Origin of the sequence: Streptococcus sp. LMAG:39 (assembly GCF_008680485.1) — a bacterium.
In the GTDB taxonomy this organism is placed as follows: Bacteria; Bacillota; Bacilli; order Lactobacillales; family Streptococcaceae; genus Streptococcus; species Streptococcus pasteurianus.
The window spans coordinates 567,783-583,571 of record NZ_NALE01000001.1 but is presented as its reverse complement, the minus strand read 5'-3'; the positions used below and the strand labels follow the sequence as shown (position 1 = coordinate 583,571).

At 37.0% G+C, this 15,789-nt stretch carries 16 protein-coding genes; 12 read left to right on the top strand and 4 right to left on the bottom strand.

The annotated features are described in order from the left end of the window. Positions 1-57 precede the first annotated feature (57 nt). Positions 58-1,542: a glycoside hydrolase family 1 protein gene (locus CCC20_RS02745; protein WP_003065838.1), complete on the top strand. Its 1,485-nt coding sequence runs from the start codon at positions 58-60 to the stop codon at positions 1,540-1,542. A gap of 245 nt (positions 1,543-1,787) precedes the next feature. Here the strand turns inward: CCC20_RS02745 and CCC20_RS02740 are convergent, their stop codons facing one another. Then, positions 1,788-2,516: a DUF554 domain-containing protein gene (locus tag CCC20_RS02740; protein ID WP_013852127.1), complete on the bottom strand. Its 729-nt coding sequence runs from the start codon at positions 2,514-2,516 to the stop codon at positions 1,788-1,790. Positions 2,517-2,708: 192 nt separating this feature from the next. Here CCC20_RS02740 and CCC20_RS02735 point away from each other — a divergent pair, with 192 nt between their 5' ends. The 4 genes from CCC20_RS02735 to lpdD all read left to right on the top strand — a co-directional run bounded on the left by CCC20_RS02735 (position 2,709) and on the right by lpdD (position 6,688). Next, positions 2,709-3,599 (top strand): LysR family transcriptional regulator, encoded by an 891-nt coding sequence (locus CCC20_RS02735; RefSeq protein WP_061458305.1) that lies wholly within the window; start codon positions 2,709-2,711, stop codon positions 3,597-3,599. Between the two features lie 82 nt (positions 3,600-3,681). Further along, a complete protein-coding gene (locus CCC20_RS02730) occupies positions 3,682-5,157 on the top strand; it encodes a UbiD family decarboxylase (protein WP_003065832.1) in 1,476 nt (491 codons plus the stop codon). Between the two features lie 559 nt (positions 5,158-5,716). Continuing rightward, positions 5,717-6,286 carry a UbiX family flavin prenyltransferase gene (locus CCC20_RS02725; protein ID WP_003065829.1) on the top strand — a complete coding sequence of 190 codons (570 nt, stop codon included), beginning with the start codon at positions 5,717-5,719 and terminating at the stop codon, positions 6,284-6,286. Beyond that, on the top strand, positions 6,287-6,688 hold the full coding sequence (gene lpdD / locus CCC20_RS02720; protein ID WP_013852123.1) for a prenylated flavin chaperone LpdD: 402 nt from the start codon (positions 6,287-6,289) through the stop codon (positions 6,686-6,688). It begins immediately after the preceding gene. A gap of 115 nt (positions 6,689-6,803) precedes the next feature. Here lpdD and CCC20_RS02715 read toward each other — a convergent pair whose 3' ends face one another. Further along, positions 6,804-7,220 (bottom strand): MurR/RpiR family transcriptional regulator, encoded by a 417-nt coding sequence (locus CCC20_RS02715; RefSeq protein ID WP_231729904.1) that lies wholly within the window; start codon positions 7,218-7,220, stop codon positions 6,804-6,806. A 339-nt stretch (positions 7,221-7,559) separates the two neighbouring features. Between CCC20_RS02715 and CCC20_RS02710 the strand changes: the two genes are divergently transcribed. The 5 genes from CCC20_RS02710 to CCC20_RS02690 all read left to right on the top strand — a co-directional run bounded on the left by CCC20_RS02710 (position 7,560) and on the right by CCC20_RS02690 (position 11,751). Continuing rightward, positions 7,560-8,396 (top strand): PRD domain-containing protein, encoded by an 837-nt coding sequence (locus tag CCC20_RS02710; protein ID WP_061100200.1) that lies wholly within the window; start codon positions 7,560-7,562, stop codon positions 8,394-8,396. A 24-nt stretch (positions 8,397-8,420) separates the two neighbouring features. Then, entirely contained in the window at positions 8,421-9,812 is a 1,392-nt protein-coding gene (locus CCC20_RS02705) for a PTS transporter subunit EIIC (protein ID WP_058692411.1), read from the top strand. Further along, positions 9,809-10,651 carry a Nif3-like dinuclear metal center hexameric protein gene (locus CCC20_RS02700; RefSeq protein WP_058692410.1) on the top strand — a complete coding sequence of 281 codons (843 nt, stop codon included), beginning with the start codon at positions 9,809-9,811 and terminating at the stop codon, positions 10,649-10,651. The genes CCC20_RS02705 and CCC20_RS02700 overlap by 4 nt, the downstream gene beginning before the upstream one ends. A gap of 10 nt (positions 10,652-10,661) precedes the next feature. After that, entirely contained in the window at positions 10,662-11,396 is a 735-nt protein-coding gene (locus tag CCC20_RS02695) for a ChbG/HpnK family deacetylase (RefSeq protein ID WP_238374696.1), read from the top strand. A gap of 181 nt (positions 11,397-11,577) precedes the next feature. Continuing rightward, complete coding sequence (locus CCC20_RS02690; protein WP_231729907.1) at positions 11,578-11,751, top strand: hypothetical protein; 174 nt, start codon at positions 11,578-11,580, stop codon at positions 11,749-11,751. 9 nt (positions 11,752-11,760) lie between these two features. On the opposite strand, the gene CCC20_RS02685 is transcribed toward CCC20_RS02690, so the two are convergent. Together CCC20_RS02685 and CCC20_RS02680 are read right to left on the bottom strand one after the other, a co-directional pair. Continuing rightward, positions 11,761-11,943 (bottom strand): NUDIX domain-containing protein, encoded by a 183-nt coding sequence (locus CCC20_RS02685; RefSeq protein WP_238374695.1) that lies wholly within the window; start codon positions 11,941-11,943, stop codon positions 11,761-11,763. Between the two features lie 338 nt (positions 11,944-12,281). Further along, on the bottom strand, positions 12,282-13,367 hold the full coding sequence (locus CCC20_RS02680) for a M24 family metallopeptidase (protein WP_003065805.1): 1,086 nt from the start codon (positions 13,365-13,367) through the stop codon (positions 12,282-12,284). A 327-nt stretch (positions 13,368-13,694) separates the two neighbouring features. On the opposite strand from CCC20_RS02680, the gene ccpA reads away from it, so the two are divergent. Together ccpA and CCC20_RS02670 are read left to right on the top strand one after the other, a co-directional pair. Beyond that, complete coding sequence (ccpA, locus tag CCC20_RS02675) at positions 13,695-14,696, top strand: catabolite control protein A (protein ID WP_058692408.1); 1,002 nt, start codon at positions 13,695-13,697, stop codon at positions 14,694-14,696. Positions 14,697-14,789: 93 nt separating this feature from the next. Next, positions 14,790-15,788, top strand: a complete 999-nt coding sequence (locus CCC20_RS02670; RefSeq protein ID WP_058692407.1) for an LTA glycolipid anchor biosynthesis glycosyltransferase, IagA/BgsA family — start codon at positions 14,790-14,792, stop codon at positions 15,786-15,788. The last annotated feature ends 1 nt before the right edge of the window (position 15,789 follow it).

The window sequence follows — 15,789 nt, the reverse complement described above, 5'->3', positions numbered from 1 at the left end:
CATTAGCGAAATTGTGTCTTTACATCTTATTTTTAAGTGAAATAAGGAGAACAATAAATGACTTTTCCAGATCATTTTTTATGGGGTGGTGCGACAGCTGCCAATCAATATGAAGGTGGTTTTTCTGCTGGTGGTAAGGGAGTTAACACTTCTGATGTTTTAACAAGTGGCTCACACACAAGCCCACGTCGTATTACTTGGCGTAACCCTAAAACAGGCGATACTGGTGCTATTGATATGACTTTTGGTCAAACTCTATCCTTGCCAGAAGGTGCTATTCCTGATGTGGTTGAAGGCTATTATTACCCAAGCCATACTGCAACTGATTTTTATGGGCATTTTAAAGAAGACATCGCTCTGATGGGAGAAATGGGATTCAAGACTTTTCGGTTATCAATGAATTGGGCGCGCATTTTCCCAAATGGTGATGATAAAGAACCTAACGAAGAAGGACTAGCTTTTTATGATGCGGTTTTTGATGAGTGTGCTAAGTATGGAATTGAACCACTGGTAACTCTCTCCCATTATGAAACGCCGATTCATTTAACGCATGCTTATGGTGGCTGGAAGAACCGTGCTTTGATTGACCATTTTGAAAACTATGCTTCAACAGTTTTTAAACATTACCAAGGGAAAGTTAAGTATTGGCTAACCTTCAATGAAATCAATATGATGGAGTGGAATCCTTTTATGGCGGGAGGAATGACTGACTTTTCTCCTCAAGCAAAGGCCCAAGGTGCTCATAATCAATTGGTAGCATCAGCAAAAGTTGTTCGATCTGCTCGTCAAATTAGTAAAAGCATTAAAGTTGGCATGATGTTAGCCTACCAACCGATTTATGCATATACGTGTGATCCCGATGACCAGCTACAAGCTAAACTAAGTGAACAAACAACTTTGTTCTATTCAGATGTTCAAATGGGTGGCTTTTATCCTGCTTCTCGTTTGAAAAAATACAATCGAGAAGGAATCATATTGGAAGATACTCCTGAAGATTATGATTTACTGCGTGATTATTCAGCTGATTTTCTAGGTTTTTCTTGTTATGGTTCTAGTACCATTACGACACACAAAGATATTTTGGAAAAATCAGGTGGTAACTTGATGATGGGCGTTCAGAATCCTTATCTTGAAACGAATGCTTGGGGATGGGCAACAGATCCTAATTGCCTTCGTATTGCTTTAAATGTTCTTTATGATCGTTATCATAAACCTCTTTGGATTGTTGAGAATGGAATCGGATGGGACGATAAAATAGAATCAGATGGTTCTATTCATGACAACTATCGAATTGATTATTTAAGACAAAATATTAGCTCAATGTTTGATGCTATTAATAATGATGGTATTGAGCTTATGGGTTACACTATGTGGGGTTGTATTGATTTGGTGTCAGCAGGAACTGGTGAAATGAAGAAACGCTATGGTTTTGTTTATGTTGATCGTGATGATCAAGGTCATGGAAGTTTGAAACGTAGCCGTAAGGATTCTTTTTATTGGTATAAAAAAGTAATTGCCAATCAGGGCAGTGATTTAACTTAATGGAAATAATAAAACTGAGGTTAGTCGTCAGATAATCTCAGTTTTATTGTATTTTCAAATCTATCTTAAATTTTTGCGTTTATGAAATTATTATACGGTTGAGCAATTGAATCTATGGTTTAATGATTGAACATAACAATAAAAGAGTTATATAGTTATTCGCCAATATCAATATAAGGATAAAATACTTTTGTAAGATTGGTTTTATCCTAATTACTTACAGTATTAATTTTTGAAAATTGCTATTATAGCAATGGTAGAATAACATTAACCCAGAACCAAGAAAGTGGCATGACGAGAATCATGGCTGGTATCATATCGGCAATTGGGAACATTTTCAGTTTTACCATACGGAAACCTGTGGCAAGCATTAGAAAACCACCGCAGGCTTTGAAATCAGCAATCATATCAGGTGTTGTAAGTGGCACGATGAAAGCTGACAAGGAGAATAGGCAGCAGAAAATGATAAATTGTGGAATGGCAACAAGTGATACCACATAACCTAGATTGCAAGCAAAAATAGCTGCTGTGAAGAAGTCCAAAATTGATTTTGAAATCAAGATTGTTGAATCACCAGTCATTCCTGCATCTAGACTACCATAAATACCAGTACCGCTTGCGCAGAAAAGTACGATAACAGTTAACAAGGTAGCAAGGTAATCTTCATGAGATAGTGATGAATGGTCGTTTGGCACGATTTTTGCCATGCTACGTTGCATGAGGGCACCGCCTTTGTTAATCCAATCACCGAGATGAAGTGCAAGTCCAATCCCTGTTCCGATAACGATAGCAAAGATAACAGCGGGCATGTATTTCATCAATCCGATAGATGAAATCCCCATTCCCATTGAGCAGACCCCAAAAATCATATTGATTTGTGTCTTGAAGTCTTCTGATAATTTGTTTCCAACAAGACCACCTAGTAGCCCTCCAAAAACGACTGATAGGGCATTAATGATGACGCCAGTAGGCATACAATTTTCCTCCTTCATAAGAAACAAAGTCATTAACAGTTTGAAAACATTAGTGTTGACTGCTAGACCGTGTTCTATTATTGTGAATTCTTTCTTTTCTGTTACATTTTAACACCAACTTTTTAAAAAACAATTCAGATTTTTGTGATATACTATTCTAAAATGGAATAGTATTAAGAATAGGAGCAGGAAATGAATTTCCAAAAATTTCAAGTCTTTCTTAGCTTGTGTGAAACGTTGAATTACACCGAGACAGCAGAACAACTTTATACAACGCAAGGAAGCATTTCAAAGCAAATCATTGCGCTTGAAAAAGAGTTGGGTGTGATTTTGTTTAATCGTAAACATCGTCAAATTTCTCTGACAGAAGAAGGGGAGATTGTGCGAGTTTATGTTCAAAAGATTATGGGCACTTTTCAAGAAATGCAAGAGACATTAGAGGATTTGTCTGAACAAGAAAAACATAAACTAACCATTCATGGTATTCCGAGTATGTCTTCTTATCCTATTATTTCAGATATTGCAGCTTTTCAAAAGCAGTATCCTGATGACACGGTTGTTGTCGAGGAAGAAGAGGCTGACCAGCTGATGCATAGTTTAGATGATGGCATCTGCGATGCGGTCTTTACGCGTTCTTTTACCAAAGCTGCTCCTGATATTTATGATAGTCTAACCTTAGATTATGACCGTTTTGTCTTGGTTTTGCCTGAAAATCATCCCTTAGCCAACAAGGAAAAACTTGATTTGGCTGAATTGAAAGATGAGACATTCTTCCAACTTGGCAATAAAACGCAGTTGCTCCAAAAAGTACGAGAACTTTGTCATACCTATGGTTTTGAACCGAAAATGGGCTATCAAGGAAATCGTATCAATCTCATCATTGATTTTATTGAAAAAGAAATGGGTGTTTCGGTGATGATGGAAAAATTGGTTGCACCGTTTAAAACGAAAGCAATTATCTGTCGTCCGTTGGAGGTTGATATGGTGTCAGAAATGAACTTAATCCGTCGTAAGAAGAAAACAACACCAGCTTTGGATGTATTCTGGAAAGGAATGCAAGAAAAATATTCCAAACAGGAATAGGAAAACGCCTAACTTGAATTGTTTATCGGTGATTGAAGGTTTACACTTTTAATATGAAATCTTTAAGAAGGAAGTAAATCTTATGTCAGAACAACCTTATGATTTGCGTAAAGTCTTGGAAGAACTTAAAGAAATTCCAGGACAATACCATGAAACGGATGTTGAAATCGATCCAAACGCTGAAATTTCTGGCGTTTATCGTTATATCGGAGCTGGCGGTACCGTAGAACGTCCAACTCAAGAAGGTCCAGCAATGACCTTCAATAACATTAAGGGATTCCCTAATGTTCGTGTCAATATTGGTACAATGGCAAGCCGTAAACGTGTTGGTCATATTCTTCATCATGATTACAAAGACCTTGGACATCTTTTGAACAAAGCCGTTGAAAATCCAGTGAAACCTGTTAAAGTTTCTAAGGACCAAGCACCTGCTCAAGAAGTTGTTCACTTAGCAACTGATGATGATTTTGATATTCGTAAGCTCATTGCTGCGCCAACAAATACAGAATACGATGCAGGACCTTACATCACAACTGGTTTGGTTTATGGTTCAACGCCAGATAAATCAATGAGTGACGTTACAATTCACCGTATGGTTTTGGAAGATAAAGATACTATTGGTATTTATATCATGCCTGGTGGTCGTCACATTGGTGCTTTCTTGTCAGAATATCAAAAACTTAACAAACCAATGCCAATTACAATCAATATTGGTCTTGACCCTGCTATCTTGATTGGGGCGACATTTGAACCACCAACGACACCACTTGGTTACAATGAACTTTGGGTTGCAGGTGCGCTTCGTAACGAACCTGTTCAATTGGTTGATTCTATCGCTGTTGATGAAGTTGGTATTGCACGTTCTGAATTTATCATTGAAGGTGAAATCCTTCCAAATGAAACAATTCAAGAAGACATTAATACGCATACAGGTCATGCCATGCCTGAATTCCCAGGTTACAATGGTCCAGCCAATCCAGCTTTAAATGTTATCAAAGTTAAAGCGGTCACTCACCGTAAAGATAATCCAATTATGCAAACAACAATTGGGCCTTCTGAAGAACACGTGTCAATGGCAGGTATTCCAACAGAAGCTTCTATCCTTAACTTGGTTGACAAAGCTATCCCTGGTAAAGTGCTTAATGTTTACAATCCACCAGCTGGTGGCGGTAAATTGATGACAATCATGCAAATCCGCAAAGAAAATCCTGCAGATGAAGGGATTCAACGTCAAGCTGCCTTGCTAGCATTCTCATCTTTCAAAGAACTCAAAACAGTTATCCTTGTTGATGAAGATGTGGATATCTTTGATATGAATGATGTCATGTGGACAATCAATACACGCTTCCAAGCCCACAAAGATATTATGTCGTTGGAAGGTATGCGTAACCACCCACTTGACCCATCAGAACGTCCAGAATATTCACCAGAACACATCCGTGTACGAGGAATGTCATCTAAACTTGTCCTTGACGGTACAGTACCATTTGACATGAAAGACCAATTTGAACGTGCTAAATTTAAAGAAGTTCCTGATTGGAAGAAATATTTAGATTAATTGCTACTCATTTTAGATAACGAAACTGCCATTATTTGATAAAATGAGATAGAAGATAAGGAAAGTAATCATGAATAAGAGGCTGGAGCTAATCTTCCAACCTCTTATTTTAAGAGACAAAGGGCGTTTAAAGAGCAAAGAAAAATGGTGGTAAGCCAGAAATCTATGATTTCCTCTGCATACCCCTGCCAGAACGACTAGAAAGGTGCGGTTGACTGTTAAGGTGACAAAGTTTTCAGTCGTTTACGGCTGGTAGTAACTAGCTAACGATACAGATTTCCACCCCTCACTCTCCCTTTTCTTGGTTCGGGCTGAAATCATCCAGTGGATGATTTCACTGCACAGCCTAGGTCATCTTCAATTAAGAATTTTTAAGTTGATAGTCGTTAATACGCTAGCTAAGCAAGTGGCAAGCTAAAAAACGATTGTCCTTATACGCTTTGAAAATCAGACTTAGAGCTTGTTGACTTATTTTGACGAATTTCGGTTATATCTGCATTTGCCTTGTTTAGTCTAATGTTGATTTTCAGTGAGTATTTATTACAAAAGTGAGGTGCTTATGAGCAAAAAACGTATTGTGGTAGCTATTTCTGGCGCTTCAGGCACAATCTATGCTATCAATTTATTAAAGAAACTAAAAGAATATCCTGACATTGAAACGCATGTGGTCATGTCTGACTGGGCACATGAGAATTTAAAACTGGAGCTCGATATGTCACATGATGAATTTGCCAGTTTGTGTGATGTGCTTTATTCTAACAAGGATTTGGGTGCCAAAATTGCTTCAGGGTCTTTCTTGACAGACGGTATGGTGATTGTTCCAGCTTCCATGAAAACTGTTGCAGGTATCGCTTGCGGTTTTTCAGACAATCTTATTGGTCGTGCAGCTGATGTGGCTTTAAAAGAACAACGTAAACTCATCATTGTCCCACGTGAGACACCGTTAAATACGATTCATTTGGAAAATTTGACAAAATTATCACGGATGGGTGTACAAGTCATTCCGCCTGTACCAGCCTTTTACAATCATCCTAAGACTTTGCAAGATATTATCGACCACAATACTGCTAAATTACTAGATGCTTTGCACATTCGCAATGATTATGCTGGACGTTGGGATGGTGATTAGATGGCAACATTTGAAGTGACAGAATATGGGTATTCTATTCAAGTGCAGGTTGACTATATTGGCGCTGACTTGTTTATTCAATTGACAGGTGGAAGCCACCCTCATATTGGCACAGTAACCACTTATTGTAAAGAAAATGCGGACAAGCAAGTGGTGCGTTTTCCAAGCCATTCAGGGCGTTTTCATAAAGATGACGTTTTGGCTGATGTTCTTTTGGAAGAAATAGCAGAGCTGTTGCCGCAAAATTGTGTGATCACCTCAGGTGTCCATGTTGACGGTATTAGCAAAGAACAAATTGCTGGCGCTTTTGAAATGACCAAAGAACTTGCTAGTAAGATTGGCACATGGTTAAAAATTGAAAAATCACCAATCAGTCACCCAAAATACCAAACAATAAACTAGTTTAGACAAATACAACTCAAAAAAACGAAACTCCTTTTAATCCATTTCAGTGAAAAAATAAATAAGCCACCCGTTTTCAACAATTTCAACAATCGGGTGGCTTTTGGCTGTTGCGTTAGTTTTTCATTTGTTTGGCATAGTGTGTGACAAGGAGTTCTGTGAAGATGTCAAACATAATTGGGGAAATGGAATCATATTCCCAGTCTCCTGAAAGAGTTGGGAGTGTGATGACTTTATCAAAATGCTTGCGATATTTGGCATTTGGATTGGCTGTTACTAAAAGTGTTTTGCATTTCAAATTGGTGATTTTGCGAATGTAAGTGGAATCGCCACCTGCTGAAAAGATAAGCAATAAATCGTCTTTTTTGAAATAGTTAACGGCATCATCAAGATAGTCTGTTGAATAAGATGACACATAAACTCCCATTTTTCGCATCAAGGTTTCAAATAATTTGGCACTTAAAAAACTTTTGGCACCACCAGCCGCAAATAAATGCTCGCTTTGTGATAAAAAGCTTGCTAAATCAGTCATAACCTCATCGGTCAACGTTGCCTTGGTGAGTTCGAGTAATTTGGTGAGGCGCGTGAAATATTCATTGTCCTCATCTGCCTTGCTATTGCCATGATATTAACCTTTATCGTCGAATTTATTATGTATAGTGACAAACGTGTCGAAGGAGCTTTGCAATAAATAAGAATTCTAAAAACCTCACTTGACAACGCTTACAAAATCAACTACAATAAAACTATAATTAAACAAGGATTGTTACTCTTCGGGAGGCATTACCGTTCATCAAGTAAAGGGGTGTGGTATGTCTTCGAAGAGTTTTTTTGTGCAGGACAAATAGCATAAATAGAAAAGGTAGATATGATGAGAGTTGTGAAGAAAATCAATAATAATGTGGCAGAATGTCTTGACAATAATGGTAAATCGTTGGTTGCCTTTGGACGTGGTATTGGTTTTCCAAAGACGCCTTATGATCTAAGGGATCTTTCAAAAATTGATATGACATTTTATAAATTGGATCCTCATTTTCAATTACTTTTGGATGAAATTCCAGAAGATTTGATGTTGCTTAGTGTGGAAATCGTGCAAAATGCGCAGAAGGAGTTGTGTGGAAAACTCAATCCGACTTTGATATTTAGCTTAGCAGACCATATCCAATTTGCTATTCGTCGATTGAAAGAATTTAAGGAAATGAAAATTCTTTTTTCACAGGATGTTGCCCAGCTCTATCCTAAGGAAACGAAATTAGCAGAAGATGCCTTGGTTTTGATAAATACTTCATTAGGTGTTAATCTTCCACACAGTGAAGTGACCAGTATTGCCATGCATTTTATCAATAGCCAAGCTGAATTTGATATTGACAACGAAAGTCAGGCTATCGAAGAATTGATTGAGATTATGACACAGATGATTGAAAATCAATTAGCAATTCGTATTGAGCGTGAGGAATTTAATTACCAAAGGTTTCAAGCACATGTTCGTTATTATCTGAAACGACTACGTGAAAATGAATCATTTATTAATGGGAATGAGACTATTTTACAAAGTCTCAAAGAAAGTCAACCTCATATCTATCAAGTTGCAGTCGTTATCATGGATTATATTCATCAAAGTATGAGATATAGTCAATCTGATGACGAGTTACTCTACCTGATGATACATATCAACAGGTTGTATGAAAAAAATAGCGGAGAAAAATAGCGAAGCTCCGCAAAGGAGAAAGTTATGGTCGATAATAACAAAGTTATCGCAGAAAAAGTGCTGGCTGCAGTTGGTGGCAAGGAAAATGTGATGAGTGCAACACATTGTATGACACGTTTGCGTTTGAATTTAAAGGATACTTCCGTTCCTAAAAAAGACGAGGTAACCAGTATCCCAGGTGTTCTTGCTGTTGTTGAGTCTGGTGGACAGTATCAAGTTGTCATTGGGCAAAATGTTGCAAAAGTTTATCCTGAATTTGCTAAATTAGCAGGGGTCACATTGGAAAAACAAGTTGACGAGAATCTGGATAAACCAAAGGAAAAATTAACATTAAAAGGTGTGGGAACAAATATTTTGGATTACTTATCGGGTAGCTTAACCCCCTTAATACCTGTAATGTTAACTGCTTCATTGTTTAAAACTTTGGTTGCAATTCTAGGTCCATCATTATTAAATGTTCTATCAGAATCAAGTGACTTATATACATTATTTACTTTTGTAGGGGATGCAGGATTCTACTTTTTCCCAGTCTTCTTAGGATATACTGCTGCTAAAAAATTAAATACGAACATTCCTATTGCCTTATTTTTAGGCGCAATATTAATTCATCCAGCTTTTCTCAATATTGCAACTGAGAGAACCAGCTTTAGTGTGTTTGGAATTCCAACAACAGCACAGAACTATTCTAGTACAGTCATTCCAATGATTTTGGTTGTGTGGATACTAAAATATGTATATAATTTCTTTAAGAAATACACACCAGATTTGCTTTCTGTATTTGTAGTTCCTTTTGCAACTGTCCTTGTGATGTTACCATTATCGCTTTCAATTCTTGCACCTTTAGGCGGCTATATTGGAACATATATTGGAGAAGGAATTATTGCTTTAAATAGCGTTGCAGCCCCTTTAGCTTTAGCAGTGGTTGGAGGTTTCTTTACTTTCTTTGTTCTAACTGGTATGCATCCAGTATTGTTTGCTTATCTTTTTGTGACATTTCCCACAATGGGGTATGATAATTTTCTATTACCTGGTATTCTTTGTGCTAGTTGGTCTGCCGCTGGTGTCGCTTTAGCATGTATTGTAAAAATAAAAAATCAAAAAGAACGTTCTTTAGCTATTGGTTATTTAGTTACGTGGTTTTTTGGGGGAGTAGGAGAACCTATGTTATATGGATTATTTATTCCTTATAAAACCCCTTTGCTTGCTGGGATAATAAGTGGTGCACTTACTGGTTTAGTTGCTGGGATGGTACACTTAACAGCTTATGTTCTTAACACCTCAAATGGAATCTATGGTTTAGCAGCTTTTCTTGGAGGATCATCTTCAAATTATATTGCACTTGGGATAACAATCGCTGTCTCGTTAATAAGCGGTTTCTTAATTATGATGTTTACTAAATTAGGAGAAAAAGTATGAAAATAGAAATGATAATAGAAAAAATAAAAAACTCTTACAAAGGTGATAATATTGACAATTCTAAAACTAGGGATCAAATTTTATATGGAACGGCAGATTCAGAGTGTACAGGAATAGTGACAACTATATGGGCAAATGTAGAAGTTATTAAAAAGGCACATAGTTTGGGAGCTAACTTAATTATCTGTCATGAAGCTCTTTTCTGGAATCATGGGGATCATCAAGAATGGTTTAGAGAAAATCAAATTGGTACTTTTTTGGAAAAGAAAAAACTATTAGATGATTATGGAATTACAGTGTGGCGTTGTCATGATTATATACACTCTGGAATGTTGGTTGAAGATCATTACATCGATGGCATTTTCTATGGACTAGCTAAAAAGCTTGGATGGGAAGATTGTATTATTAACGATATCTCGAATCCGCTACTTTTTGAAATTCCTAAAATAACTGCGGAGCAATTGTCACACACACTTATAAGCAAATTGAAGTTAAACGGGGTTAGAATTATTGGTGATCGTAATACAGAAATTAAAAGAATAAAAATCCCCTTCCATGTTTTTGGAGATGCAAATGAGGATATTAGGCAGATGGAACAAGAAGATTTTGATGCCATTTTACCACTTGAAATGGTAGATTATAGTTTAGCTGAATATATTAAAGATGCTAGCTTACTTGGAAGAAGTAAAGTATCAATTTCTATAGGACATTTTAATATGGAAGAACCAGGGATGGAAATAATGGCAGATTATCTTTTGGAACTTTTAGGAAGAGATATTCCGGTGACATTTATTCAAGCTGGCGATACTTATGATTATATTGTGAAGGAGAAAAAATGAAAAAATTCTTTTGCGTGCTGATGATTTAGGTTATTCTGAGGCTGTTAATTATGGTATTGAAAAGTCGGTCAAGGAAGGGCTGATTTCAAGTCTTGGTGTTATGGTCAATATGCCTGCTACGCAGCATGGCGTTGATTTAATCAAAGATTGTCCTTTGGCTCTTGGGGTGCATACCAACATTTGTGCTGGGAAGCCTTTGACAAATCCTGAGCTTATTCCGAGCTTGGTGGATGAGAATGGTAATTTCAAATCTTCTAAACAATTTCGAGCAGCGAAAGAGGATTTTGTCGTTTTTGAGGAAGTTGTCTTGGAAATTGAAGCGCAGTACCAGAAATTTTTAGCCTTATTTGGGCGTCAGCCAGATTATTTTGAAGGGCATGCGGTAGCGTCAAGCAATTTCTTTAAGGGATTAGAAACTGTCGCAGAAAAGCACGGCTTGAAATACTCAGGATTTTCAACAGGTGGCGCACCATTGACAATTGGGAACTCTCTTGTGCAATTCAATATGGAATCAATGGCGCCGCATTATGAGCCTTTTGACATGCTAAAACGCATGGTAGCAAAAGCTGATGACCATGTGGTACAGTTGGCCGTTTTTCACCCTGGTTATCTTGATGATGACATTCTAACGCACTCTAGCCTAACCATTCCTCGAACACAAGAAGTTGCTATGTTAATCAATCCTGATGTCAAACAATGGCTCAGAAAGCAAGATGTTGAACTCATTGATTACCGAGATTTGTAAAACAGTATTTGTTGGCTATAATCTGCTTTTCAATGTCATGTGCTTGTAAACCAGCTGTCTATTGGACAGTTGGTTTATTTATTCTAAACAAGGATAAATAGTAGTTAAAATAGAATTGTAAGCGATAACAAAATATTTTAAGATAGAATCATAAAGATTGTTTAAGAAAGTAGGTGTAAAAATGATTATTGATAGTAATTTATACTGGTTTGATGAAGATATTTTTGAGTCTGAAGAAAAAATGGAAGCTTTTCTAGCGAGTGCTCCTAAGCAGTATGATACCAAAGTCCATGCTGGAACTTTACCAGACGGACGTCAGCAAATTATCATTGAACGTCTTAGTTTCCTCAATTGAAAACCAATCTCAATCGTCAATTTCGTGGTTAGGTGACACATTGCCAGTAACTGTTGCCGCAAAATTAATTATGAGTGAATTGCTGCGTTCATAATACTGATAGGTGTTAAATGTCAATGATTTAACCCTTAAACCAAGTTCCTCATCAATCTCACGCCCCACAGTTGTCTCGGCATTTTCCCCTTGAAACACATAACCAGCCCAGTAAAATATAGTCAGTCATGTCATATTGCTTAATCAAAAGAATCCTATCATGATTTTCATTAAATAAAATCGCACTAATTGCTGTATTAAAGACTGGAAAACGAAAACTCGCACATTGTGAGTAATAAGGAATCTCTCCCTCATTTTTTTTAAATTTTTTCTCCAAAGGATGTCCACATTCGGGACAATAAGTTATTGTTTTGTAAAACATAAAAGCTTCTTTTTAAAGTTCTTAGGCTCATTTTAGCAGTAGTCGTTTTGGCTTGCCTTGCAATAGAAAAATTCCCAAGAGTGAACTGGGAATTTTTTGAGCTATATTAATACCATTATCCTTCAAAATAAAGCAATTCTTTTGGTGTATGTGTAAAGACTTCAAAGCCAGATTTTGTGACGTGTCCGCAATCTTCGATACGTACGCCAACTTTTCCAGGGATGTAAATACCAGGTTCGACAGAGAAGCACATGCCTTCTTGAATTTCCATATCGTTACCTTCCATGATTGAAGGAAATTCGTGACAAGTCATACCGATACCATGTCCAAGACGGTGGTTGAAGTATTCACCGTAGCCGGATTTTTCAATGACATTACGTGCAGCAGCGTCAACTTCGCTAGCAAGAACACCAGGTTTGATGAATTCTTGAGCTGTTAATTGGGCTTCTAAGCAAAGTTCGTAAATATCTTTTTTGAATTGGTCAGGTTTACCAACGGCAACGGTACGTGTCATATCACTAGCATAGCCATGCATATCTGTTCCAAGGTCAAACAAGAGCAGTGAGTTATTTTCAATTTTGTTCGTACCAGGGATACCGTGTGGATTAGCAGCATTATTTCCAGTCAAGACCATAGTGTCAAAACTCATTTTTTCAACACCTTGTTTTTTCATTTCAAACTCAATCATGGCAATGACATCAGTCTCTGTATTGTCTAATGAAATATTATCAAAACCAACTTGAACCGCTTTATCAGCAAACTGACCAGCGATTAGCATTTTTTCGATTTCATCTTGTGATTTGATGAGACGCATTTTTTGAATAAATGGTGTCAAGTCTTCAAAACGTCCGTCAAAAACAGTTTGCAAACCTTGAAATTTTGTCACATTGAGGTTGTCAAATTCAGCAAAAACTTTCGCGCTGTCAGTTGAAGGTAGACTAGATTTGATTTTTTGCCAAGGATTTTCAGAATCCATATAACCAAAAACTGGGAAAGTGACAATTTGGCTTGCGCGTGCCACTTCAAGTGCTGGAACGAAAAGCACAGGTTCACGGTCGCTATACACAAAAAGGAACATTTGGCGTTCGTGTGGGTCACAGTAAAATCCAGTTAAATAATTTACAGTGACGGGGTCGGAAAAAACAGCAATATTAGCTTTTTCTTGACTAAGATATGGGCGGATTTGATCTAATTTTGACATAAGGAACCTTCTTTCTAATTAATCCCATTTTTTCAAAAAAATCAGAAAAAATCAAGACTTGAGTCAAAAAAAGTGATCTTACGGACAAAAAATAATAAATGAGATAAAAAGAAGTTCTCTCATAATTTGAATGAAAGTTTTCAAAAATTATTTTGAAAAACCTCAAATTTTGACTTTTCAAGTAGTTTGATATAGAAATCAAGCAATTAAACGCTTACAATATATGAAAAGTTTTCAAAAAAGACCACTCACCCCCTTGAAAGTGTTTCCAAAAGATGATAAAATATCCGTGAAAGCGAAATTTTCAAATAGAAAGGAAGTCCAATAATGAACACTGATGATACGATTACAATTTATGACGTTGCCCGAGAAGCAGGCGTCTCTATGGCAACAGTTAGTCGTGTTGTAAATGGCAATAAAAACGTAAAGGAAAACACACGTAAGAAAGTTCTTGAAGTTATTGATCGTTTGGATTATCGTCCAAATGCCGTTGCCCGCGGTTTAGCAAGTAAAAAGACAACAACAGTAGGTGTTGTTATTCCCAATATTGCCAATAGCTATTTCTCAATTCTTGCTAAAGGAATTGATGATATTGCCGCTATGTACAAGTATAATATCGTACTTGCTTCAAGTGATGAAGATGATGATAAGGAGGTTAACGTTGTTAACACCTTGTTTGCTAAACAAGTTGACGGTATTATCTTCATGGGACATCATTTGACTGAAAAAATTCGTGCAGAGTTCTCTCGCTCACGCACACCAGTTGTACTTGCGGGTACAGTTGACTTAGAACACCAACTCCCAAGTGTTAATATTGATTACAAAGCAGCGGTTGTTGATGTTGTTGATATTTTAGCTAAAAGCAATAAAGAAATTGCCTTTGTTTCTGGTCCACTTATCGATGATATCAACGGTAAAGTGCGTTTAGCTGGTTACAAAGAAGGTCTTGAAAAAAATGGCTTATCATTCAAAGAAGGTCTTGTCTTTGAAGCTAATTACAACTATAAAGATGGATTTGAACTTGCACAACGTGTGATTAATTCTGGCGCAACAGCAGCCTTTGTTGCCGAAGACGAATTGGCAGCAGGCTTACTGAACGGCTTGTTCGAAGCTGGCAAAAAAGTTCCAGAAGACTTTGAAATCATCACAAGCAATGATTCACCAATTACATCATACACACGCCCAAACCTTAGCTCAATCAGTCAACCAGTTTATGACCTTGGTGCTGTCAGCATGCGTATGTTGACTAAAATCATGAACAAAGAGGAACTTGAAGAAAAAGAAATTCTTCTTAACCATGGTCTTATAACACGTGGCACAACACGTTAATAGTTGATTAGTTATATCAAATTAAAATCAGTCCGAGGACTGATTTTTTCACTTTTGGTGAAAAAAAATACAAAATAAGATATAATAGAAATTATGAAAGTTTTACTGTATTTGGAAGCCGAGGATTATTTGAGAAAATCCGGCATAGGACGTGCGATTAAACATCAAGAGCGTGCCCTTACAATTGTGGGGCAAGAATATACAACCAACTCGAAAGACGATTATGATTTAGTACACATTAATACTTATGGGCTTAAAAGCTGGCATCTTTTGATGAAATCTAAAAGAGCTGGCAAAAAAGTGCTTATGCACGGTCATTCAACCGAAGAGGACTTTCGTGATTCATTCATTGGTTCAAATTTAATATCACCAATTTTTAGATGGTATCTTTGTCGTTTTTATCAAAAGGCTGATGCCATTATCACCCCTACGGAATACTCAAAAAATTTGATTGCAGGTTATGGCATTAAGCATCCAATTTACGCTGTTTCAAATGGTATTGATTTGTCACGCTATATTCCAAATTCTGCCAAAGAAGAAGCTTTCCGTCATTATTTTGATATTAAACCAGATGAAAAAGTTGTTATTTGTGCTGGGCTCTACTTCATGCGCAAGGGCATTGACGAATTTGTAAAAGTCGCAGAACAAATGCCAGACGTCCGTTTTATCTGGTTCGGTGAAACAAATAAATGGGTTATCCCACATAAAGTCAGAAGTATTGTTACTCGCAAACACCCATCAAATGTGACCTTTGCTGGTTACATTAAAGGTGATGTTTTTGAGGGAGCAATGAGCGGAGCAGATGCCTTTTTCTTCCCAAGTCGTGAGGAAACTGAAGGAATTGTTGTCTTGGAAGCTCTTGCTAGCCACCAACACGTCGTGCTACGTGATATTCCTGTTTATCACGGCTGGGTAGATGAAAGTTGTGCAGAATTAGCGACTGACATTGATGGATTTGTAGGAGCGCTTCGAAAAGTCTTAGCAGGAAAAAGTCAAAAACAAGAAGCAGGCTACAAAGTGGCTGAAAGCCGTAGCATTGATAAAGTTGCTAATGAATTAGTTGACGTCTATGAAAAAGTAATGGAGTTGTAAA

Coding starts and splice junctions, on each gene's coding strand:
- CCC20_RS02745 (WP_003065838.1), top strand. CDS start 58: ATGACTTTTCCAGATCATTTTTTATGGGGTGGTGCGACAGCTGCCAAT.
- CCC20_RS02740 (WP_013852127.1), bottom strand. CDS start 2,516: ATGCCTACTGGCGTCATCATTAATGCCCTATCAGTCGTTTTTGGAGGG.
- CCC20_RS02735 (WP_061458305.1), top strand. CDS start 2,709: ATGAATTTCCAAAAATTTCAAGTCTTTCTTAGCTTGTGTGAAACGTTG.
- CCC20_RS02730 (WP_003065832.1), top strand. CDS start 3,682: ATGTCAGAACAACCTTATGATTTGCGTAAAGTCTTGGAAGAACTTAAA.
- CCC20_RS02725 (WP_003065829.1), top strand. CDS start 5,717: ATGAGCAAAAAACGTATTGTGGTAGCTATTTCTGGCGCTTCAGGCACA.
- lpdD (WP_013852123.1), top strand. CDS start 6,287: ATGGCAACATTTGAAGTGACAGAATATGGGTATTCTATTCAAGTGCAG.
- CCC20_RS02715 (WP_231729904.1), bottom strand. CDS start 7,220: ATGACTGATTTAGCAAGCTTTTTATCACAAAGCGAGCATTTATTTGCG.
- CCC20_RS02710 (WP_061100200.1), top strand. CDS start 7,560: ATGAGAGTTGTGAAGAAAATCAATAATAATGTGGCAGAATGTCTTGAC.
- CCC20_RS02705 (WP_058692411.1), top strand. CDS start 8,421: ATGGTCGATAATAACAAAGTTATCGCAGAAAAAGTGCTGGCTGCAGTT.
- CCC20_RS02700 (WP_058692410.1), top strand. CDS start 9,809: ATGAAAATAGAAATGATAATAGAAAAAATAAAAAACTCTTACAAAGGT.
- CCC20_RS02690 (WP_231729907.1), top strand. CDS start 11,578: ATGATTATTGATAGTAATTTATACTGGTTTGATGAAGATATTTTTGAG.
- CCC20_RS02680 (WP_003065805.1), bottom strand. CDS start 13,367: ATGTCAAAATTAGATCAAATCCGCCCATATCTTAGTCAAGAAAAAGCT.
- ccpA (WP_058692408.1), top strand. CDS start 13,695: ATGAACACTGATGATACGATTACAATTTATGACGTTGCCCGAGAAGCA.
- CCC20_RS02670 (WP_058692407.1), top strand. CDS start 14,790: ATGAAAGTTTTACTGTATTTGGAAGCCGAGGATTATTTGAGAAAATCC.